General features: G+C 64.5%; 20 protein-coding genes and 1 tRNA gene. 16 read left to right on the forward strand and 5 right to left on the reverse strand.

Annotation, left to right across the window (positions count from 1 at the left end; translation table 11 throughout):
- Positions 1–62: 62 nt before the first annotated feature.
- Together J2Y48_RS01025 and J2Y48_RS01030 are read right to left on the reverse strand one after the other, a co-directional pair.
- Positions 63–1,103 (reverse strand): Tim44 domain-containing protein, encoded by a 1,041-nt coding sequence (locus J2Y48_RS01025; RefSeq protein WP_310411362.1) that lies wholly within the window; start codon positions 1,101–1,103, stop codon positions 63–65.
- 121 nt (positions 1,104–1,224) lie between these two features.
- The gene (locus tag J2Y48_RS01030) at positions 1,225–1,917 is read right to left on the reverse strand and encodes a helix-turn-helix domain-containing protein (protein WP_310411365.1); all 693 of its coding nucleotides are present in this window, start codon (positions 1,915–1,917) and stop codon (positions 1,225–1,227) included.
- Positions 1,918–2,158: 241 nt separating this feature from the next.
- Between J2Y48_RS01030 and J2Y48_RS01035 the strand changes: the two genes are divergently transcribed.
- From J2Y48_RS01035 to J2Y48_RS01045, 3 genes are all read left to right on the forward strand, one after another.
- A complete protein-coding gene (locus tag J2Y48_RS01035; protein WP_310412680.1) occupies positions 2,159–3,322 on the forward strand; it encodes an acyl-CoA dehydrogenase family protein in 1,164 nt (387 codons plus the stop codon).
- Between the two features lie 424 nt (positions 3,323–3,746).
- Entirely contained in the window at positions 3,747–4,001 is a 255-nt protein-coding gene (locus J2Y48_RS01040) for a hypothetical protein (protein WP_310411370.1), read from the forward strand.
- A gap of 7 nt (positions 4,002–4,008) precedes the next feature.
- On the forward strand, positions 4,009–4,362 hold the full coding sequence (locus J2Y48_RS01045) for an EF-hand domain-containing protein (protein ID WP_310411372.1): 354 nt from the start codon (positions 4,009–4,011) through the stop codon (positions 4,360–4,362).
- A gap of 70 nt (positions 4,363–4,432) precedes the next feature.
- Here J2Y48_RS01045 and J2Y48_RS01050 read toward each other — a convergent pair whose 3' ends face one another.
- On the reverse strand, positions 4,433–5,317 hold the full coding sequence (locus tag J2Y48_RS01050) for a DMT family transporter (protein ID WP_310411375.1): 885 nt from the start codon (positions 5,315–5,317) through the stop codon (positions 4,433–4,435).
- Positions 5,318–5,533: 216 nt separating this feature from the next.
- Between J2Y48_RS01050 and J2Y48_RS01055 the strand changes: the two genes are divergently transcribed.
- The 4 genes from J2Y48_RS01055 (at position 5,534) to J2Y48_RS01070 (ending at position 8,411) form a co-directional block, all read left to right on the forward strand.
- Positions 5,534–6,418, forward strand: a complete 885-nt coding sequence (locus tag J2Y48_RS01055) for a DMT family transporter (protein ID WP_310411378.1) — start codon at positions 5,534–5,536, stop codon at positions 6,416–6,418.
- Positions 6,419–6,517: 99 nt separating this feature from the next.
- The gene (locus J2Y48_RS01060; RefSeq protein WP_310411381.1) at positions 6,518–7,186 is read left to right on the forward strand and encodes a helix-turn-helix transcriptional regulator; all 669 of its coding nucleotides are present in this window, start codon (positions 6,518–6,520) and stop codon (positions 7,184–7,186) included.
- Positions 7,187–7,199: 13 nt separating this feature from the next.
- Entirely contained in the window at positions 7,200–7,988 is a 789-nt protein-coding gene (locus J2Y48_RS01065) for a thermonuclease family protein (RefSeq protein ID WP_310411384.1), read from the forward strand.
- A 9-nt stretch (positions 7,989–7,997) separates the two neighbouring features.
- Positions 7,998–8,411, forward strand: coding sequence for a tellurite resistance TerB family protein (locus J2Y48_RS01070; RefSeq protein ID WP_310411387.1), 414 nt, complete (start codon positions 7,998–8,000; stop codon positions 8,409–8,411).
- Positions 8,412–8,444: 33 nt separating this feature from the next.
- Here the strand turns inward: J2Y48_RS01070 and J2Y48_RS01075 are convergent, their stop codons facing one another.
- Positions 8,445–9,320, reverse strand: coding sequence for a transporter substrate-binding domain-containing protein (locus J2Y48_RS01075; RefSeq protein ID WP_310411391.1), 876 nt, complete (start codon positions 9,318–9,320; stop codon positions 8,445–8,447).
- A 58-nt stretch (positions 9,321–9,378) separates the two neighbouring features.
- Here J2Y48_RS01075 and J2Y48_RS01080 point away from each other — a divergent pair, with 58 nt between their 5' ends.
- A complete protein-coding gene (locus J2Y48_RS01080; protein WP_310411394.1) occupies positions 9,379–11,343 on the forward strand; it encodes a glycosyltransferase in 1,965 nt (654 codons plus the stop codon).
- 8 nt (positions 11,344–11,351) lie between these two features.
- Here the strand turns inward: J2Y48_RS01080 and J2Y48_RS01085 are convergent.
- A tRNA-Gly gene (locus tag J2Y48_RS01085) sits at positions 11,352–11,425 on the reverse strand.
- A gap of 178 nt (positions 11,426–11,603) precedes the next feature.
- Between J2Y48_RS01085 and J2Y48_RS01090 the strand changes: the two genes are divergently transcribed.
- The 8 genes from J2Y48_RS01090 to J2Y48_RS01125 all read left to right on the forward strand — a co-directional run bounded on the left by J2Y48_RS01090 (position 11,604) and on the right by J2Y48_RS01125 (position 20,756).
- Positions 11,604–11,798 (forward strand): hypothetical protein, encoded by a 195-nt coding sequence (locus J2Y48_RS01090; protein WP_310411396.1) that lies wholly within the window; start codon positions 11,604–11,606, stop codon positions 11,796–11,798.
- Between the two features lie 867 nt (positions 11,799–12,665).
- Positions 12,666–13,667 (forward strand): LuxR C-terminal-related transcriptional regulator, encoded by a 1,002-nt coding sequence (locus J2Y48_RS01095; protein ID WP_310411398.1) that lies wholly within the window; start codon positions 12,666–12,668, stop codon positions 13,665–13,667.
- A gap of 169 nt (positions 13,668–13,836) precedes the next feature.
- Positions 13,837–14,502, forward strand: a complete 666-nt coding sequence (locus tag J2Y48_RS01100) for a TetR/AcrR family transcriptional regulator (protein WP_310411401.1) — start codon at positions 13,837–13,839, stop codon at positions 14,500–14,502.
- A 223-nt stretch (positions 14,503–14,725) separates the two neighbouring features.
- Entirely contained in the window at positions 14,726–15,979 is a 1,254-nt protein-coding gene (locus tag J2Y48_RS01105; RefSeq protein ID WP_310411404.1) for a sarcosine oxidase subunit beta family protein, read from the forward strand.
- 9 nt (positions 15,980–15,988) lie between these two features.
- The gene (locus J2Y48_RS01110; RefSeq protein ID WP_310411407.1) at positions 15,989–16,273 is read left to right on the forward strand and encodes a sarcosine oxidase subunit delta; all 285 of its coding nucleotides are present in this window, start codon (positions 15,989–15,991) and stop codon (positions 16,271–16,273) included.
- On the forward strand, positions 16,254–19,061 hold the full coding sequence (locus tag J2Y48_RS01115; protein WP_310411410.1) for a 2Fe-2S iron-sulfur cluster-binding protein: 2,808 nt from the start codon (positions 16,254–16,256) through the stop codon (positions 19,059–19,061). The genes J2Y48_RS01110 and J2Y48_RS01115 overlap by 20 nt, the downstream gene beginning before the upstream one ends.
- A complete protein-coding gene (locus J2Y48_RS01120) occupies positions 19,054–19,584 on the forward strand; it encodes a sarcosine oxidase subunit gamma family protein (RefSeq protein ID WP_310411413.1) in 531 nt (176 codons plus the stop codon). The genes J2Y48_RS01115 and J2Y48_RS01120 overlap by 8 nt, the downstream gene beginning before the upstream one ends.
- A gap of 56 nt (positions 19,585–19,640) precedes the next feature.
- Positions 19,641–20,756 carry an ABC transporter substrate-binding protein gene (locus J2Y48_RS01125; RefSeq protein ID WP_310411415.1) on the forward strand — a complete coding sequence of 372 codons (1,116 nt, stop codon included), beginning with the start codon at positions 19,641–19,643 and terminating at the stop codon, positions 20,754–20,756.
- Positions 20,757–20,778 lie beyond the last annotated feature (22 nt).

Below are 20,778 nucleotides of genomic sequence, written 5' to 3' on the forward strand. Positions count from 1 at the left end.
CAAGGACGACGAAGGGGCGCAACACGGCTGCGCCCCTTCGCTCTCAAAGAATGTGCGTCGTGCTACGCCGCCTCGGTGCCCTGGATGGCGGACACCAGCCAGTCGGACCCCGGCTTGCGCACGAAGGTCCAGACCTCGACCGACTCGGTCAGATTGTCCGGATCGCCGCTGACGACCTTACCGGTCGCGCGGTCGCGCATCACGTCGATGCTCTCGTAGCGCATCGCGACCGTCGCGTAGTCGGCGCCGTCCTCATTCCATGCCTCGGCAACATCGCCCTGGACGAGATGAACGTCACGCACCTCGTTCTTCACGCCGCTGGTGGCGTTGTCGCTCAACTCCTCGGCGAGCCACGACATCGCCTCCGGCGTCGTCAGCTTGCGCAGCGCCGCATAGTCCTCGGCGCCATAAGCGGCCTGGACGCCCTTCAGCATCTGTTCGAACTGCTCTAGGTCCTCCTGGCGCACGCCAATCTCGTCTGGCTGTTGCGGGGCGGCCGCTGCGCCACCAACCAATGCGCCACCCGATGTGCTGCCCAAGCCGGCACCCAGCCCGCTGCCGATGCGGGGGATTGAGAAGGACGGCACGCCGGAACCGGTCGAACCCGAGGCCGCCGTCCGCGACATCGATGCCCCTGCCCCACCGAGCGCGGGCTGGCTGCCGCGGCCGAAGAAGCGCATGGCCAGCATGATTGCACCGATGACCAGGCCCGCCTGCAGCAGCAGGCCGAGGAAACCGGCGGCGCCGCCAAGGCCGTTGCCCATCAGCATGCCGATCAAGCCGCCCATCATCAGGCCGCCGAGCAATCCGCCGGCGAGACCGCCGAACATGCCCGGGCGCTGGGCCGCGGGCCGGTTAGCGCCCGGCGCCTGCTGGTTGGCACCAGGGGCCTGCTGGCCCGCCGGCTTCTGCGTCATGCTCCGGTCGATCGGCGCTGTCTGCGTCGGTGCCGTGCGGTTCGCAGGCGGCGGTGAGAACGTGCGCGTACCGCGGCTGCCGAAGCCGCCACCGCCCGCGCGGCGCGCCTCCGCCACGTCGACCGCAGTCACCATCACCATGACGGCGACGCCGATCATCGCGAAAATTCGTCCAAAACGCTGCATGCCAAGCCTTCCCATTGTCTGTTCCCACGCCATCGAGGCGCCTCGGCGCGATATAGGGTCTGGCGTTTCCGAGTGTAAGGTCGCGGCCGGCTTTTTCTCGCGCCCCGCGATCACGTAAATGTCAGGAGACCCGGCGGGGCTCCGGAGCGAACTTGCTGAGCCCGAGCCATTGCTGCATGGCATTGGCTATGCTTGGGTCGCCATCGAACTCGACGTTTCCGGCCTCGACCTCCCGGCGAACGACGGAAAGGCCCATCCAGATCGCCGTCATGCTGCGCAGCGAACTGGTCACCAGCAGGTCGATCTCGAAGCCGGGATCGAACCCGCACAGATCGACGGCCCCTTCATCCACCACCAGCCACCAATTCTGCCGGGCGAGCGGCAGTTCGGGGTACAGAAACTGAATCGTGCAGCGGCCTTTCGGCAGCGGTTGCGGGTTCAGATTGCGGCGCATGTCCCACATCAGGAGCGACGGATCGAGGTTCTTCAGCGAAAGCTGCGAATCCACCCAACGCTGTCCCCACTGCCCCATGCCCATGATGATCGGCTGCAGGTCCTCGCCAGACTGCGACAGGCGGTACTCCGTCACGCCTTTTTCGCCCGCCGCCGTGACGATAACACCGGCACGTTCCAGCTCCTTCAGGCGCTTGGACAGGAGCGCCGGCGACATGCGCGGCACGCCGCGACGCAGGTCGTTGAAGCGCGTCGTACCGCACAGGAACTCGCGCAGGATCAGCACCGTCCAGCGGGTGCAGAGTATTTCGGCGGCCATCGATACGGGGCAGAACTGGCCGTAGCTTCCATGTTCTTCCATGATCATCACCGGGCAGAGTTCGGCTGGATCATAGCCCAAAATGTCTGCGGCGGCCAACGGGTGGTACAGTTCGTGAACTGGACGTAAATCCTGGATGGGAGGAACCTGCGATGGTCTAGCGCATGACCGCGAAAATCGGACCGATTTTCGGAGGGGATTGTGCGCCGTCCAGAGCGTTGCTGCGTCCTTTGCGCATCCATCAGGACGCGCGGCGCAGCGAGAGGAGGAGCCCATGAGCACAATGGCAAATACGTCCCCGAAAGACACAGACAAGCGACTGGAAACGCCCGGCGATCCGGTCGAAATTGCGACGGCACTGGCGCCGGTCCTGGCCGAGCGTGCGGCTCGGTTCGACGAAGGTGACCTGTTCGTCGCGGAAAACTATGAACTGCTGAAGAAGTCCGGCCTCGTCGAAGCCGGCGTGCCGCGTGAACTGGGCGGTGGCGGCGCCGAGGTGCGCCAACTGGCCGACATGCTGCGGGTGATGGCGCAGACCTGCTCGTCGACGGCGCTGGCCTTTTCGATGCACACCCATCAGGTGGCTATCCCCGCCTGGCGCTGGCGACACCAGCAGGTTGCCGCCGTCGAGCCGCTGCTGCGGCGGGTCGCCGCCGAGAAGCTGATCCTGCTGTCCAGCGGCGGTTCCGACTGGATCGGCGGCTCGGGCAAGGCGACGAAGGTCGAGGGCGGATACCGGATCTCGGCGCGCAAGGTCTTTACCTCCGGCGCCCCCGCCGGCGATCTGCTGATGACCGGCGCGGTCGTCGAAACGGCCGAGGGACCGGATGCGGTCATCCATTTCGCTGCTCCCATGAAGGCTCCGGAAGTCAGCATCGTCGAGACCTGGCGCACGCTCGGCATGCGCGGAACGGGCTCGAACGACGTCGTCATCGACAACCTCTTCATTCCGGATGCAGGGATATCGTTGACGCGCCGCGCCGGCGAGTGGCATCCGGTGTTCCAGATCATTGCCACCACCGCCTTTCCGCTGATCTACGCGGTCTATCTCGGCGTTGCCGAGAGCGCGCGCGACATTGCGCTGGAGACGGCCCGCAAGCGGCACCCCAGTCCGACCACGCTTGATCTTGCCGGGCGGATGGAGACGTCGCTCAGGGCTGCGCAGATGGCGCATCGCTGGATGGTCGAGACCGTCGAGCGCAATACGCCGTCTGCAGACAGCGTCAACGAGATGATGATCGGCCGCTCGTTGGTGGCGAAGAACGCAATCGCGGCCGTCGAGCTCGCCATGGAACTGGCGGGCGGAGCCGGCTTCTACCGCAGCCTCGGCCTCGAGCGCCGATTCCGCGACATCCAGGGCGCCCGCTTCCACCCGCTGCAGCCGGGTCCGCAGGCCCAATATGCCGGCGCCATGGCGCTTGGCCACTCGGTCGCAAACATTTTCTGACCGATCGCCCTCTCTCCGTAGCCTCGGAGTGGGGGCCACGCATTCGTGGCTTTTCTCGCGGCCGGGATCGTACACGCGTTGCCAGCGCAACCGCCGGGCCATACCGATCTGCCGATTTTGGCGGGACGCAAGCTGGGCGGTGTGAACGCCTGTAATAGATCCTGATCGCGGTCGAGTTGCCATCACTTCGCGTCGATTGTAGGATGGCGGCGTCCACACCGAAGGCGTGGATCGAACCCCCGAGTTGCGGATGCCGTTTGGCCCGCGCTCATGAATTGCATTGTGCTGACGGCAACCTTTAGCTGGATGCATGCAATCGACAATCAGCCGCCAAGGGTCATCCAAGCTACGACTAATATCGGTATTCATTGCGGCCCGAATTGGCGATTCCGTGAGAAGCGAAGAGAAATACTTGGAGGGTAAGATGAAGAAACATACGGCCACCATTCTCGTTGGTGCCACATTCGCCCTGTCGGCTTGCGCATCGCAGCCGGTCTCTCAGAGCGTTATCGACCGCAATGCCGAGTTTGCCTGCGTCGCCGGAACGGTCGGCGGAGCGATCGTCGGCGGCCTCGCCGGCGCCACCATCGGCGCCGGAACCGGGCAGATCGCCGCCATCGGTGGCGGTATCGGTGTCGGCGGGGTTGTCGGCAATCTCCTGACCTGCAGATACAGGTGAGGCGCGCATGAGGCTAACAATTTTCGTGGTTGCCCTCGTGGCGTGCCCGGGCGTCGGTGCCGTTGCCCAGGCGCAAACGGCGCAGATGCACCAGGGTCAGAAGGATCAACTCGATACCAACAAGGATGGAGTGGTGCAGCGCTCGGAATACCAGGCCTTCATGAAAAGGGCCTTCGCCAACCTGGACAAGAACAAGGACGGGGTGCTGGTGGATTCGGAAGTCACGGGCGTCCTGACCGCCGACCAGTTCGCCGCCACCGACGCCAACTCCAATGGCAGCGTCACGCAGACCGAGTTCATGAACCGGGTGATGGCCGACTTCGCCGCGGCAGACAAAAGCGGCGACGGGAAACTGCAATGACCGACCTCTGACGCCGGCTGGTTCGCCGACACCGTTCGGCCACCAGCCGGCATCGGCCGGTCGAACAATGCTACGTCCGTGTTTCGGTTGGTTGACGCGCAAAGCGCTCCGCGGCGATGATGATCATGCCAGCGGAGAAAATCAGCACCGCGCCGATGAAGACATTGTGCGCCGGAACCTCGTTCCAGATCAGGAAGCCGAGGATAAAGCCCCATACCAGTGAGGAATACTCGAAGGGCGCCAGGAGCGACACCTCCGCCCGCCGCATGCCCTCGAACAAGGCAAATTGCGCGATACCGGCGAGAACGCCGGTTCCGATCATCAGCGCGAAGTCCGAAAGGGCGAATGGCAGCCAGACGAATGGGGCGACCAGTCCTGTGAACAGGATCAGAAAGCCGCTGGAGATCGTCATCTGCACCAGCGTGGTTTCCTGAAGCGCGGTCTTCCGCAGCAGGATGGTGCCGATCCCCCAGAAGACCGCCGCCTGCAGGGCAAGATAGACCGGAAGCGAGATGGTCATCCCCTTGCCGAACACGTCGCAGGCGATCAGTACGCCGAGGAACCCGGTCAGCACGGCCACCCAGCGGTTCAGCGGCACGGCCTCGCCAAGGATCGGGATGGCCAGCACGGTCACGATGATCGGCGAGGCGTAGTAGAGCGTCGTCAGTTCTGCCAGACCGAGATCGCGCGAGGCCGTGTAGTAGGAGAGCCAGGCTGCGAGCAGCAGCAGGTTGCGCACGAACATCGGCTTGAGAATTGGCGATACGGACGCGCGACGCAGAAGCGGTCCGCGTCCGTATACGGCGCAGATTGCAAAGATCGTTACGCTGCGCACGAACAGGACCTGCCAGATGGGAAGGGCCGCCACGAGCCACTTGACCGAGGCGTCCTGGACCGAAAACAGGAAATAGGAAAAGCTCGTCAGCAGGATGCCGGAAAGGATGCGCTTGTGCACGGGTGGGACTCCGGGCGCGAGACCGAATGCGCCCACGCCACTGATAGCGCCGGCGGCGGGCTTGCGAAAGAGGCCAGAAATAGCCCATCGCGATCTCCTGAGGCGCTTCCTGTGCTCGTCCGCCGGGGTGCCCCCGTTGCCCAGCCGCCGTGTCCGCTTTCCCTGAAAGAGCGGATTGCAGGTGCATTGCGGGCTGCCGCGGTATATGGCGGAGCCATGGATATGAAACGCAGCGGCTACATCTTCACCCTCCTGGCGATCGTCATCTTCGCCATACAGGACGGCATCTCCAAGCATCTCGGCGGTCTCTACCCGCCGGCCTTTATCGCGATGATCCGCTTCTGGGCCTTCGCCGCGTTCACCATCCTGATGGCTGCGCGCTCCAAGGGCGGGCTGCGGACTGCGGCGGCGACCAGGCGGCCGGTCCTTCAGATCCTGCGCGGCGTCATGCTGGCAGCACAGATCGTCATCGTCATCACGTCGCTGGCCAAGGTGGGGCTGGCACATTCGCAGGCGATCTTTTCCGCAACGCCGCTGTTCGTCGCCGTCCTCTCCGTGCCGCTGCTGAGCGAGAAGGTCGGCTGGCGCCGCTGGACGGCCATCCTTCTCGGGCTCATCGGCGTGCTCGTCATCCTCGATCCAGGTCGGGATGGCATCGAGCCGATGCTGCTGCTCCCGCTGGCCGCGGCCGCGGTCTTCTCGCTCTATGTCATCGCCACCCGGCTCGTCAGCCGCGACGATTCGGCCACCACGAGCTTTTTCTACATCGGTACCGTCGGCGCGATCACCCTCTCGTTCGTCGGCCCGTTCTACTGGACAGGACTTGCGCCGGTCGACTGGGGCTGGATGGCGTTGCTGTGCATCACCGGCATGGCAAGCCACTATTTTCTGATCCGCGCCTATGACCTGCTCGATGCGGCCGCCGTCCAGCCGCTGACCTATCTGCAACTGGTCTTTGCAGGTTTCATGGGCGTGACCCTTTTTGGCGAGCGGCTGACGCCCAACATGATCGTCGGTTCGGCCATCGTGGTCGGCGCTGGCATCTTCACAATCTGGCGCGAGAGCGTCGTCGCCCGGCGCAAAGTCGACCGCGAGCTATGAGGATTATTTTCCTTTTTTCTTTACTAAGAACCGCCGCTTCGCTATGCTCGACCCCAACCGGCGCAGGTTCACCCGCGCCGCTGAGCAGGACGAACGACGATGTTTTCCCACGAAAGGATCTGGGCGGCAATCGATGCCCTGGCCGAACGCCACCGGCTTTCGCCGTCCGGGCTCGCCCGGCGTGCCGGGCTTGATCCGACATCTTTCAACAAGTCGAAACGGCTGGGCACGGACGGACGGCTGCGCTGGCCCTCGACGGAATCGATCGCAAAGGTTCTGGACGCGACGGGGGCGACGATCGATGAATTCATCGGTCTCGAAACCTCAGGTTACAACCGCACCGCCATTCTTCCCCAGGGCACCTTTCCGCCCCAATCGGGCTCTATTCCGCTGCTCGGCTTCGCGCAGGCCGGCGCCGGCGGCTTCTTCGACGACGGCGGATTTCCCGCCGGCCAGGGCTGGGATGTCGTCGATTTCCCCGCGTCGCCGGAGCGCAAGCAGGGCGTCTACGCCCTCGAAGTCCAAGGCGACAGCATGATGCCGCTCTATCGTGACGGCGACGTGTTGATCGTCGAGCCGGCCGCGCAGGTGCGCCGGGGCGATCGGGTCGTCGTCAAGACCCGGGAGGGCGAGGTGATGGCAAAGGTCCTGCACCGGCAGAGCCCGCGCTCGATCGAACTGCTGTCGCTCAATCCGGAGCACCCCAACCGGTCTTTCGACATCCGGGACATCGAGTGGATCGCCCGGATCATCTGGGCCAGTCAGTGATGCGGAGGTTTCCTTGACGTCGTCTGCGGCAAAGTCCCAAGGCCAGACGTTTGCCGGGGGGCTTGCCTGTATCGGCGCGACGGTGCTCATTATTGCCCTTGGCGCCGGGCAGATCCGAGACCGTGAAGCTGCCGGCGGTCCGCAGTTCACGCTCGAGGTGCCGGACCCCAGCACCATCGGCCCGGCCGGCGAGGACGATATTCCCATGCCCTTGCCGGAGGCAGGCGCGGCAGCAATCGATAGCGCAGGAGCGGACAGCGTCGCGCAAACGGCCCCGGCCGCGGACCCGGCCGAGATGCAGCCCGATCATGCGGACACTTCTCCGGGCGGCTTGCCCCCACCGGTGGCCGAACCCGTGGCGCTGGCGCGCCCGATCGTGCTTGCCGCCGGCCGATTCAGCATCGGCGGCAAGATTCTGGAGCTCGACCGGATCGTTCCGGTCCCGGTCAATCGCCAATGCACGGACGCATCCGGAGAAGGATGGCCATGCGGGCGGATGGCGCGCACGGCGTTTGCCAATCTGGTGCGCGGCCGCACGATCGACTGCGAGGTGCCGTCGGCAGAATGGAGCGGCACGGCCATTGCCCGCTGCACGCTGGCGGGCAAGGACCTCTCGCAGTGGCTTGTGGAAAACGGCTGGGCCGAAGCCCATCCTGACTCGCCCCTCGCGGCCAACGCCGAAACCGCACGGCAGGCCGGCCTTGGGCTGTTTAGTCCTGATCCGCGCCGCCGCGGAACCAGGCCGCAAGACAGCACCAGCCATGGCGACCCCATGAGCGATACCCAACACCAGCAGCCTTGAAAGACCCCGATGAACGAACGTTACGACCTGCAGGAAGCCCTCGTCCAAGTGATGGTGATCATGTCGGCTGTGGACAATGCGATGACCGATGCGGAACTGGCCCTCATCGGCCGCCTGGCGCGCTCCTTGCCCGTCTTCGACGGGTTCGACGAAGCGCAAATCCTGCACGCTGCCCGCGAATGCACGGTCCTGCTCGCGGCTCCGGAGGGTCTCGATGTCACGCTCGAGGTCATTCGCGAGCGCATTCCCGCCCGCTTTGTCGACACGGCCTATGCACTCGCCGTCGAAATCGCAGCCGCCGACCAGCGCATCCGCAACGAGGAAATTCGCCTGCTGCAGATGCTGCGCGACCGACTCGGTCTCGACAAGCTCACCTGCGCGGCCATCGAGCGCGCCGCCATCGCCCGTTTGCGCCGGCACTGACGGCGAGCCGCCTTCAGGTTGCCACCGGCTCCCTCAGTAGATGCCAACCGGAAAATAGCGCAGGTAGATTTCCGCCAGCCGACCGCTGCGCGAAAGCGACAGAAGCGCATGGTCGATGGCCCCGCCGACCGCAGGTTCGTCCTTGCGCGTCATGATGGTCAGGCCTTCACCGAGAAAGGCATCGGAAAAATAGGGACCATCGAACAACCGGCAGCAATTCCCGGCACCCGGACCGCCGAGCCAGAAAGCCATCTGCAGGCCGTCGCCGAACGCCGCATCCACCTTGCCCGCGGCCAAGCCACCTTGCATGTCGGCGAGCGTACCGAACGGCACCGGGTTCAGCGTCGGGAAATAAGCTTTCAGCATCGCCTCGTGCACGCTGCCGGCAACGACCCCGACGGGGCGCCCCGTCAGTGCCGCCGCAGTTCCGGTCTCCGGAACCGCGGTGGCGCGCACTGCGAAGCGAGCCGGCAGCCGCAGATAGGGACGGGAAAAGGCAAAATCGCGCCGCAGCCCCGTCGTGACCGCCATGCCCGCGACGACCGCCTCGCCCGCGTCCGCCGTCAGGCTCTCGCGCAGTTCCGCAAACGGCAACGCCTGTATCTGGCATTTTGCGATGATATCCAGTTCCTTGCAGATCTCCCGCACGAGATCGATGTGAAAACCCGCAAGCTTGCCGGTCTGATCGATAAAGTTGAACGGCGGGAAATCGACCGTCGTCAGAAACCGCAGCCGTGCGACCGCGGACAGGTCCGGCTTCGGGATCCGCTCCCGACTGTCGAAGCTCGTCGGGAAGGTGGCCGGCCCGGTCGGGTCAGCGGCGGCCGTCCTGCCGCTGGCAAGGCCGATCAGCACGCATAGCGCGACGAGTACGCAAATTTTTCTTGAAGAAATTCCGCCTTGCCGCATTATTATCAACTTGGGGTTTAGAGGGGACGCCGCATCATGAGGATGCGACGCTGGCCGCATGCGACTGGCAGACTATCCCGATCAGACGTCCAATTCCACAGCAATCCCGTTTGCTGCGGACCGGACAGGCTCGCCCGCGCCGATCGGCGCGATCTCCCCGCATCTCCTCGCCGAGACCAGGATCCTTCAACGATTCGGCTTCGCCAAGCCGCTGATCTCCGGTCTGCTTTCGCGGGCAACACGCAATGGCACGTCGCTGGAGACGGAACTGCTGTCCTGCGGATCGGTGCGCGCCGAGGCCTACTACGAGGCGCTCGCCGAAATCCTCGGCCTGCCATTCTTGCACAGCATCGACCCGGCCCACATCGTCGACGTCGAAGGTATCGACACCCAACTCGTGCGGCCGCAGAACGTGCGCCTTGCGTTCAAGTCACAGCCGCCGCTGACCGCGATCGTGCCGATGGCCGGGCGGATCGAACTCCTACAGGACACGCTGGAGCGCTTTCCCCTGCTGCGCACCCGCCTGGCAGTCACGACTCCGCAGGCAATGCGCGATGCCGTCTGGAGTGCCGGCGCGGCACGGCGTTCGCGCGAGACGACCCGCCAGTTGTTCGAGAGAACTCCGGAACACAGTGCGCGGCTCACCGTCTGGGGTCGGCAGGGGTTCTACGCCGGAATGAGCCTGTCGGGGGCGCTGCTTGCCGCTGCGACCGTGCCGCTGATCGCGATCGCGGTGATGCACGTGATCCTGTCTCTCCTCTTCCTGTCCGCCCTGGTCATTCGCCTGTCTGCGCTTTTCGGACCGCGTCGCAGCGGCCCGCCACTAAAACTCGCCCCCCCCTCCGCGGCGCGACCCGTCTACTCGGTTTTCGTCGCGCTTTATCGCGAGGCCGACGTCGCGAGGCAGTTGGTCGGCATGCTTGAGCGTCTCGATTGGCCGCGCTCCCGCCTCGACATCAAGCTGATCTGCGAGGCCGACGACGCAGCAACGCTCGACGTCCTGCGAAGTCTGCCGCTCGGGCCGCAATTCGAGATCGTCACGGTGCCTCCCGGCCTGCCGCGGACGAAGCCGAAGGCCTTGTCCTATGCGCTGCCGGCCGCGCGCGGTGAATTCCTCGTCGTCTATGACGCGGAGGACCGCCCCCACCCCGGGCAACTCATGGAGGCCTGGACAATGTTCCGGTCGGGGCCGGCAGAGCTGGCCTGCCTGCAGGCGCCGCTGGTGATCTCGAACGCGGGGGCGTCGTGGATCAGCGCGCTGTTCGCCCTCGAATACGCGGCCCTCTTCCGCCGTCTGCTGCCGCTGCTCGCCGCCAAACGTCTCCCCATGCCGCTCGGCGGCACGTCCAACCACTTCCGCACCGAGGTCTTGAAGCGCTGCGGCGGTTGGGATCCGCACAATGTGACCGAAGACGCCGACCTGGGCTTGCGGCTGTACCGCATGGGCTACACGTGCGACACGGTGGACCTGCCGACGCTGGAGGATGCCCCGGAAGACATCCGCACCTGGCTCGGCCAACGCACCCGCTGGTTCAAGGGCTGGCTGCAGACCTGGCTTGTATTGATGCGCCAGCCTGTTCGCGTCGTGGGCGAAATGGGCGTCATGCCGTTTGCCGTGTTCCAGGTGCTGATCGGCGGCCTGCTGCTCTCTTCGCTCACCCATCCCCTGCTGATCGCCTATGTCGGCCATGTCGCCTGGCGGATGGCGGGCGAAGGCCCATACGCGCCGGGCGTCTTCCACCTGTCGCTCTTTGTCATCGACATTGCCAACATCTTCGGCAGCTACGCGGTCTTTATCGCGCTCGGCCGCGCTCCGATGGACCGGCGCGAACGGACCGCCGTCGGCTGGCGATGGGGGCTGGTCGCCCCCTACTGGATGCTGATCTCCGTCGCCGCCTGGCGCGCGGTGGCGGAATTGCGCAACAAGCCGTTTGTCTGGAACAAGACCGCACACCGACCGACCGCGGTCGCCAACGGCGAAGAAACCGATCCCGGCTCGGCGCCAGTTGTTGCATCGGCATGAAGCGCGCCTGGAGCGGGTAGCGGGAATCGAACCCGCGCGTTCAGCTTGGGAAGCTGACAGGCTACCATTACATCATACCCGCAAATGGCATGGCGCAGTCATCGGCGAGTTTGGCGGACCTGTCAAGGGTTGGGGGAGCATTCTGGAACGCATGCAGGTTGGTCGGGTTGATCTGAGCCAGATTGATCGGCCCGCTTTAACTGGAGCGTTCTGGTGCCGCAGGAATTGCATGAAATCGTGGAACGCCGCTTCGCTCGCTAGTGGGCCAACGACCACTGAAATCGATCTCGTTCATCGGCACCGCACACTTCACCAAGAAAGCTGGTCAGCTTCGCTACGAGAAGAAGGCGTCGGACACCTACGTCTACGGCGACACCGACGGCGATGGGAAGGCGAACTTCGTCCTGCATTTCGACGATGCGATCAAGCTGACGAAAGCGGATTTCCTGCTGTAGAAAAGCGTCCAGGTGGCTTCCAATCGCGTCCTCATCGAGGAACGGCCTGACCGACGCCTTTGAGATATGGGGTGGGTAAAGCTCGACCCAGCATTTGCGGATCAGTCGGGGAAGTTGGTTGTAGTCGGATGGGTCAACCGGTCGGAAAGTGCAGTCGAAGATCAGCTTGCGAACGAGGTCCGCAAGCGCAACGCGCAGGAGAAGCTCGACAGGTCGCGGCCGAAGACACCCACTTCCCTACGACATCTTGCGACACGTCCACAAGCTCATTGAGCCTTCGCCGATGACACTGCAGCAGCCTGGATCAGGCGCGTGAGTATCTCCACCATCTGTCGTCGCTCTCCCTGCGGCATGGCATCCAAAATCTGACGCACCGGATCTTCCGATCGTCTTCCACGGAAGAGATCCACGACTGCTCTCGCTGCGTCCAGCGCTGGCTCCCCTGACAGTGGGCGCTGATCGTCAGGGTCGACCACCATCAGGTCCCACGGCCACCCCGTTCCTCTGACGAAGTGGAGGCGGGCCATCTTCGCCACAGCCGTATGGCGGCCTTCGGTTACTTCCTAGACTTTGAACATGCTGAAACCTGTCTGGCGCATGACGTCGGGCGCACTGGTGTGCATGCCCCGGAGGCGCCTAGCCTCGTTTTCCGCTTCTGTCATTAAGCTTCACCCCTCGATCAGTCTCAGGGCCGCGACATACCTTGCGCACGTTTACCGGGAATTCAGGATCGGATGCCAGTAATTGGAAGGACGTGCCTGAGTAGTCCGCCGTTCCGGGGTTGTGATGAACGAAGTCGTGAAAGCACTGGACCTGATCTACGAGGCAGCCTTCGTTCCGGAGACCTGGGACAAAGTTCTCGACGTGATGGCCCAGGGAGCCGGCGCCCACGGCACGGCCCTGTTCAACACCAGCGCCACCAGCATGCGCGTCATCAGTTCCGCTTCCCTCGATGATCTCAGCCAGAAGATGCTGGAAGAAGGCTGGATCAACAGGAACACCAGGGCTGCAAAGCTGCTGACTATCGATCACCACGGCTTTATCGACGAGGCGGATTACTTCACCGAGGACGACTACAACACGCAGCCCATTTTTACGGAGGTGATGAAGCCGCTCGGCTACGGATTCGGCACATCGACATTCATCACGTCTCCGAGCGGCGACCGGATGATTTTCGCGGTGGAGAAGAAGAAGCGCACGGGGCCCGTCACACCTGCCGCGATCGGCTATCTCGATCAGCTTCGCCCCCACCTGGCACGGGCGGCAATGATGTCCAGCCGGCTTGAATTCGAGAGGATCAAGGCGGCGGTCGAGGCCCTGCAACTGAGCGGGTTGCCATCTGCAGTGCTCAACCGCGAGGGCCGCGTCCTGGGCACCAATCAACTCCTGCAGGAAATGGCCCCCCAGATCGCGATCGGAGGATACGACAGCCTCTACTTCCATCATGCCGCCGCTAACCGACTGCTGGCCGAGGGGCTGGCACAACGGCGGGTTCACGGCAGCCTGGCGAGCCGCTCTTTTCCATTGCCGCAAGTCGAACAGCACCCGCCAGCCGTCGTGCACATTGTCGCCGTCGAAGGCAACGCGCGAGATATCTTCACCAACGCGGCCGCCCTCCTCGTTGTTACGCCGATAGACCGGACGCGCGTACCGACGGCGGAAACCATCCAGGGACTGTATGACCTGACGCCCGCGGAGGCCAAAATTGCCCGTGCGCTGGCAGCCGGAAACAATGTCGTTTCTGCTGCACTCCAAATGTCCGTCAGCCCGGAAACGGTACGGACGCATGTGAAGGCTATCCTGTCCAAATCCGGAATGTCCCGGCAGGCGGATTTCATCGCCGCGATAGCAAGCATCCGGTCAATTTAAGGCGCAGGAAGTCCCCTTTGATGGAATACATCCAAGGGGGTCTCTTTAGACAAGGCACCGCAGACAAGGCACCGCGGCCTGCGCTCCCAACTTGATATCCGTTTGCCATTGGGCATCATGACTTCCCAAATCCGCCAGATGCGGTGACACGATCGATTGAGGGAGAAGAATGGCGAGCACAACGACTCCCTCGGGCACACGAAACCGCGCCACCAGGCAGGCTGCCGGTCGCATGAGCCGTGAGGCCTGGATCGAGGCGGGCATCGCGGCGCTCACCGACGAGGGTATCGCCAACGTGAAGATCCAGGTCATGGCCAAGACACTCGCGGTGTCGCGGTCTAGCTTCTATTGGTTCTTTGCCGATTTGCAGGAACTGCACAGGGAACTGCTTGACTATTGGCTTCGCAAGAACACCAGCCCGATCCTAAAGCACGCCCTTCGCGCCGCGCCGACCGTGACGAAGGCGGTGTGCCAGATTTTCGAATGCTGGGTGGACCCGACCCTGTTTGACCCGCGCCTCGACGCGGCGGTGCGATCCTGGGGACAGGTGGACGCGGCCGTGCGCGGTGTTGTCGACCAGGCCGATGACCAACGTGTCGACGCGCTCACACGCATGTTTCTGCGCTATGATTATCCGGAATCCGAGGCCTTCATCCGGGCCCGGGTTCTCTATTTCACGCAGATCGGTCACTTCACACTCGGCATGCGCGACGACCGGGAAATGCGGCTGCGTCTCTTGCGTCCCTACCTCCTCAGCTTCACCGGCCGCCAGGCATCGGATGATGAGGTCCAGGCCTTTGAAACCCTGATGCGGCGTGTTCAGCCGGACGGCTGAAGGGTGGGCATATCTGTACGCGGGTGCTCCCAAGGCGATAGCCGGCAGAAGATCAATCGGGCGTGTAGTCTGCTGCAAATCTCTAGACATTTGTGTCCAGAGTGATACGGATAGTGCAGATCAGTCGACTGGTTCCTTCATCTTCATCCATGGGGCAGCGCATGAAGCAGCACTCGGCCTTGCCATTCCACCGCTCGGCAGGAGCGCGTGCGGGTGTTTTGCGATGACCCGGCACTACTCTGCTTTTTCGCTCTTCAAGGAGGGCCTCCGGGGCCAGAAGGGATGGCAGCAGGCCTGGCGTTCACCGGCGCCGAAGCCGCGCTACGATATTCTCATCATCGGCGGCGGCGGGCACGGGCTGGCGACGGCCTATTACCTCGCCAAGACGCACAACATTCGCAACATTGCGGTTATCGAAAAGGGCTGGCTCGGCGGCGGCAATACCGGGCGCAACACCACCGTCGTCCGCTCTAACTATTTCTTCCCGGAAAGCACGGCGCTCTATGACCTGGCGCTCCGTCTCTATGAGACGCTTGGCCGGGACCTCAATTACAACATCATGCTCTCCCAGCGCGGCATCGTCACGCTCGCCCACTCAGAGGCGGAGATGGAAATGGCGGCGCGGACCGCCAACGCCATGCAGATCAACGGCACGGATGCCGAGTTGTTCAGCGTCGAGGATGTGCGCCGCGTCCTCCCGCTCCTCAATTTTTCGCCGGAGGCGCGTTACCCGGTGTTCGGCGGCGTCTGGCAGGCCAGGGCCGGCACGGCGCGACACGATGCGGTGGCCTGGGGCTACGCCCGCGCCGCCGACAGGCTCGGTGTCGACATCATCCAGTCCTGCGAGGTGGAGGAATTTCTGATCGAAGGCGGGCGGTGCCGCGGCGTGAAGACCAGCCGCGGCGAGATCCGTGCAGAGCGGACGGGCATGGTCGTCGCCGGCCATTCCTCGCATCTCGCGGCCAAGGCCGGCTTCCGCCTGCCGATCACGTCCTATGCCTTGCAGGCCTGCGTTTCCGAGCCGATCAAGCCGGTGCTCGACACCGTCGTGCTGTCTCCCGGCACGGGCACCTATGCCAGCCAGTCGGACAAGGGCGAACTCGTTCTCGGCGGGGCGCTTGACCGCGTTCCCTCCTATGGCCAGCGCGGCAACCTGCCGGTGCTGGAAGACGTCATCGCGGGGCTGCTCGAAATGTTCCCGTCATTCCGCCAGCTCCAGCTGATGCGGCAGTGGGCGGGCATCGTCGATGTGACGCCGGACTCCTCGCCGATCCTCGGCGAAAGCCCGCTGCCGGGCCTCTTTCTCAACTGCGGCTGGGGAACGGGTGGCTTCAAGGCCATCCCCGCCGGCGGCACGCTGCTCGCTCATCTGCTGGCGACAGGAAAACATCACGATGTCAGCCGCCCCTTCGACCTCGACCGTTTTTCACGCGGGCGATTGATCGACGAGGCCGCCGGCTCCGGAATCGCGCACTAGGAGGCCACCATGCAGCTTTTCCCCTGCCCCTTCTGCGGACCGAGGAGCGAGAGCGAATTCCGCTTCGGGGGCGATGCCGGCAACCATCGTCCGGAAGGGTTTCGCGATGTGACGGACGGTGAGTGGACCGCCTATCTTTACGAGCGCAACAACCCGCGCGGGACCGCAAACGAAATCTGGATGCACATGGCCTGCGGCGAAATCTTCCGCATGGAGCGTGACACCGTGCATCACCGCGTGGCGCAGTCCGCAGCACTTGGGGAAGGAGGCGACGATGACGGCATGGCGCACTGACGGCGGCACGGCGATCGACCGGTCGCGGCCGCTAGCCTTCACCTTCGACGGCCGAGTGGTAGAGGGTTTTGCAGGAGATACGGTCGCCTCGGCGCTTCTCGCCGGAGGCATTTGCGTGTTCGGCCGCAGCTTTAAATACCACCGTCCGCGCGGCCTCTGGGGGGCAGGCGTCGAAGAACCGAACGCCCTTGTCGACATAGCCGGCGGTATGCCGAACACGCGCGCCACGCAGGCGCTGGCCGCGGACGGTCTTAGGGTGCGGAGCGTGAATGCCGAGCCGAGCGCGGAAAACGATCGCCAGGCCTTCCTCGACGCCTTCTCGCGCTTCATCCCGGCCGCCTTCTACTACAAGACCTTCATGTTCCCCGACTGGCACCACTTCGAGCCGCGCATCCGGCAGATGGCAGGCCTCGGGACACTGGACGAGACAGCAACAGGGCCGGCCTTCGCTGAGCAGATCAACCATCACTGCGACGTGCTGGTGGTTGGTGCGGGGCCTTCTGGTCTGCTTGCCGCCCGCAACGCGGTGCGCGCCGGAAAGCGCGTCGTGCTGTGTGACGATGGCCGGGAGGTGGGTGGCAGCCTGCTTTTCCGCGCGGCAACCATCGAGGGCAAACCGGGTGCGGCATGGGCAGCGGAGGTCGCCGCCGAATTGGAGCGGGCCGGAGCTATGGTGCTGACCGTCACGACGGCTTTCGGCATCTACGACCACCATCTCGTCGGCCTCAACCAGAAGGGCTCGGATGGTGCGCCGGATCGACTGTGGCGGGTTCGGGCCGGGTCGATAGTGCTTGCCACCGGCGCGATCGAACGACCACTGCCCTTTGGCAACAACGATCTGCCGGGCATCATGTCGGCCGAGGCCGCGCTGGTCTACCTCCGCCGCTTCGGCGTCGCTGCCGGCCGCAAGGTCGTCGTTGCGACGAACAACGGGCTTGCCCATGAGACCGCCGAGGCGCTGGCGGCGGCCGGTGCCGATGTTACGGTCGTCGACTACCGCACGGACGCCCCGTCACCCGCCGGCGTGCGGGTGCTGAAGGGCCTGACCGTTACGACCGCGATCGGCCGCGCTGCCGTCAACGCCGTCAAGCTTTCCGACGGCACGGTGCTGGAAGCGAACACCGTGCTCGTCTCGGGCGGCTTCACACCGACCGTGCATCTCTATTGCCAGGCGCAGGGTAAACTCGACTGGCGCGACGATATTCTCGCCTTCGTTCCCGGCCGGGTGGTCGAGGGTGTCGAGGTGGTTGGCGCTGCCGCAGGGCATTTCCACCTGCCGGCGGCGCTTGCCGACGGTTCGGACCGGAACCTCGGCATCGTCGCGGCCTGGCCGAAGCCGGGCGCGAAGGAACGGGTCTGGATCGACCTGCAGAACGACGTCACGGCCAAGGATGTGGAACTGGCCGTGCGGGAGAATTTCGTCTCCGTCGAGCACTTGAAGCGCTATACCACGCTCGGGATGGCGACCGACCAGGGCAAGACCTCCAATGTCAACGGTCTGGCGCTCATGGCCGAACTGACCGGCCGGCGCATCCCCGAGGTGGGGACGACGACCTATCGTCCGCCGTTCACGCCGGTGCCGCTGGCCTCCTTCGCCGGTGCCCGCTCCAGCACGCGCATGGCCCCGCTCCGCCGGCTACCGCTCGAAAAGATGCATCGGGCCGATGGGGCGGTGTTCCGCGACTATGGCGGCTGGCTGCGGCCGGCCTTCTATGGCACGGAGGCACCGGAAGAATGCATCCAGGCCGAAGCCAAGGCCGCGCGCGAGGGCGTCGCGATTTTCGACGGCTCGCCGCTCGGCAAGATCGAGGTCATCGGCCCCGATGCCGCGCCCTTCCTCGATTTCATCTACTACAACACCATGTCGACGCTGGCGCCCGGCCGCTGCCGCTACGGTTTCATCCTGACGGAAGGCGGCAACATCTACGACGATGGCGTTCTGGTGCGGCTCGATGAAAACCGCTTCATCGTCTCCTGTTCCTCCTCGCATGTGGCGGGCGTGCATGCCCTGCTGGAAGAATGGCGGCAGGACCGTTTCGATCGCCGGCGCGTTTTCATTCACAACGCGACGGCCGCGATGGCAACGCTGACGGTCACCGGCCCACGGGCGCGGGCACTGTTGGAGACCGTTGATCTCGGCCTCACGCTCGACGATGCGGCCCTGCCGCACATGGCCGTCGTGTCCGGCGCTTTCGAAGGCGTTGCGGTGCGGATCGCCCGCATCAGCTTCACCGGCGAGCGCTCCTACGAAATCTCGGTGCCGGCCGACCACGCCGCCGCACTGTGGGCGCGGCTAAGGCTGGCCGGCGAGGCTTTTGGCGCGACCTTGCTCGGCCTCGAAGCGCTCATGATCCTGCGCGCGGAAAAGGGCTATGTGGTCATCGGCAAGGACACCGACGGCACCAGCCGGCCGATGGATTTCGGCCTCACCGCGCCGCTGGAACGAAAGAAGGTGGAATTCATCGGTCGCCGCTCGCTGATCACCGAGGATGCCGCCCGCTCGGATCGTCGCCAGTTCGTCGGGCTGGAAGCGATCGACGGCAAGGGTGTGCTACCGACCGGCGCGCATGGCATCGAGCGCGATGGCCACAGTCTTCGCAGCACCGGTTATGTCACGTCGAGCTACTTCAGCCCAGCCCTGCACAGGCCGATCGCGCTCGGACTGATCGAGCGCGGCCTGTCCCGCATGGGCGACGTCATCGAACTGCAGCACCTCCGAAACGTCAGGCGGGCGCGCATCGTCCCCGCTTGCGCATTTGATGAGGAAGGGAGCCGCCTCCATGCTTGATGTCGCCGCAAAATGGCAGCCCGAGCCGGATTGGGCGCATGCCCGCCTTGCAGGCCGAACGATAGCGGTCGGCGCCGTCAACGGTGTTCCGCAGCGCCTGGTCAGCGGTGACATCGACCGCTTCCTTGCCCGCCATGATCTCGGTCAGGAGGTCGGCGCGCTTGGGCTTGCCTTCGGTGATCGTTATGCGGTGCGTGTCGCGCGCGACCGGTTGCTCGTTATCGGATTGTCAGCTTCTGATTTGCGTGATGGATGGCATGATGAGGGCTATGCGGTCTCGACCGTCAGTTCCGCCTTGCGCCTGTTCGAGGCGAAGGGGAACGGCGTGCGTCATCTCCTGGCGCAAGCAACGACGATCGATCCTGACAATCCCGGGCCTTGCGCTGCCATGCCGTTCGCCGGCGTGATGGGCACCGTATACCGGCACGGCGATGCCGAGACCCTGCGCATTCATGTGGATCGGGGGCTTGCCGCCTACCTCTGGGAGTGGTTCCAATGGCAACCACTCTTTTTGCAAGAGTAGGTTCATTTCTGGAGGAGAGACCCGCACCGATGCGGGCACAAAAGGGAGTAGAGACAATGAGAAGAATTCTGATCCTCGGCACCGCGCTTGGCCTGCTCATGGGCACCGCGGCGCGGGCGGAAGACCTGACCTTTGCCGTGGCCGGCCCGCTGACCGGGCCGCTCGCCACGATCGGCGACCAGTTCAGGCAGGGTGCGCAGGCCGCCGCCGATGCCATCAACGCCAAGGGCGGCGTGATGGGCCGGCAGATCAAGCTGCAATTCGAGGACGACCAGTGCGACCCGAAGCAGGCCGTCTCGGTCGCCAACCGCATTACCGCAGCCGGAATCCAGTTCGTCGACGGCCATGCCTGCTCGGGCTCGAGCATCCCGGCCTCGGCAGTCTATGCCGAAAACGGCACGCTGATGATGAGCCCGGCTTCCTCCAACCCCGTCATGACGGATGATGCGGCCGCCAAGGGCTGGACCAACATCATGCGCCTCTATACCCGCGACGATGCCCAGGGCGCCTTCATCGGTCCGTGGATCGCCGAGAAATATGCCGGCAAGAACGTCGCCGTCCTGCACGACAAGACGGCCTACGGTCAGGGTGTTGCCGATGCGGTTCGCGCCACCATGAACGACAGCGGCCTCACGGAAGTGCTCTACGACGGCATCAATGCCGGCGAGAAGGACTACAATGCCCTCGTGACGAAGCTGAAGGATGCCAAGGTCGACGTCGTCTATTTCGGCGGCTACCACCCGGAAGCCGGCCTGATCCTGCGCCAGGCCGCCGAGCAGAACTACAAGTTCCAACTGATCATGCCCGACTCGATCGCTTCGCCGGAATTCTGGCAGGTCGCAGGTCCGGCCGGCGAAGGAACGATGTTCGTCTTCCCGTCGGACCCGCAGGCCAAGCCCGAGGCGAAGGAAGCCGTCGAGAAGATCCAGGCCGGCGGCTTCAAGCCGGAAGGTTTCACGCTCTTCTCCTACGCGGTGATCCAGGCCTTTGCCCAGGGCATCGAGCGTGCCGGCTCGGATGATCCGACCAAGGTCGCCGAGGCACTGAAGAACGGCCAGCCGATCGACACCGTCGTCGGAACCGTTACCTTCGACGAAAAGGGCGACCTGAAGAACGCCAGCTACGACATCAACCGCTGGACCAACGGCAACTACGCCCCGATCGCACAGTAGGACGTGCACGAAGCAACGAAGA

Origin of the sequence: Mycoplana sp. BE70 (assembly GCF_031455855.1) — a bacterium.
Lineage (GTDB): Bacteria > Pseudomonadota > Alphaproteobacteria > Rhizobiales > Rhizobiaceae > Mycoplana.